General features: G+C 52.5%; 1 rRNA gene. It reads left to right on the top strand.

What is annotated here, in order from left to right:
• Positions 1 to 128: 128 nt before the first annotated feature.
• A 5S ribosomal RNA gene (gene rrf / locus IF19_RS0134405) occupies positions 129 to 202 on the top strand; the annotation flags it as partial.

The following is a 202-nucleotide window of genomic DNA, read 5'->3' as shown; positions in this document are numbered from 1 at the left end:
CCCGGTAACGGGTGGAGCTGACTGGTACTAATAGGCCGAGGGCTTGTCCTCAGTTGCTCGCGTCCACTGTGTTAGTTCTGAAATAATGAACAGCCGTGACATGTCCGGTGTTCAAATTTTCATAGTGTTTCGGTGGTCATTGCGTTAGGGAAACGCCCGGTTACATTCCGAACCCGGAAGCTAAGCCTTTCAGCGCCGATGG

The organism is Streptomyces californicus (assembly GCF_000717645.1).
In the GTDB taxonomy this organism is placed as follows: domain Bacteria; phylum Actinomycetota; class Actinomycetes; order Streptomycetales; family Streptomycetaceae; genus Streptomyces; species Streptomyces californicus.
The sequence above is the reverse complement of the archived record's forward strand: the minus strand, read 5'-3'. Positions and strand labels throughout refer to the sequence as shown.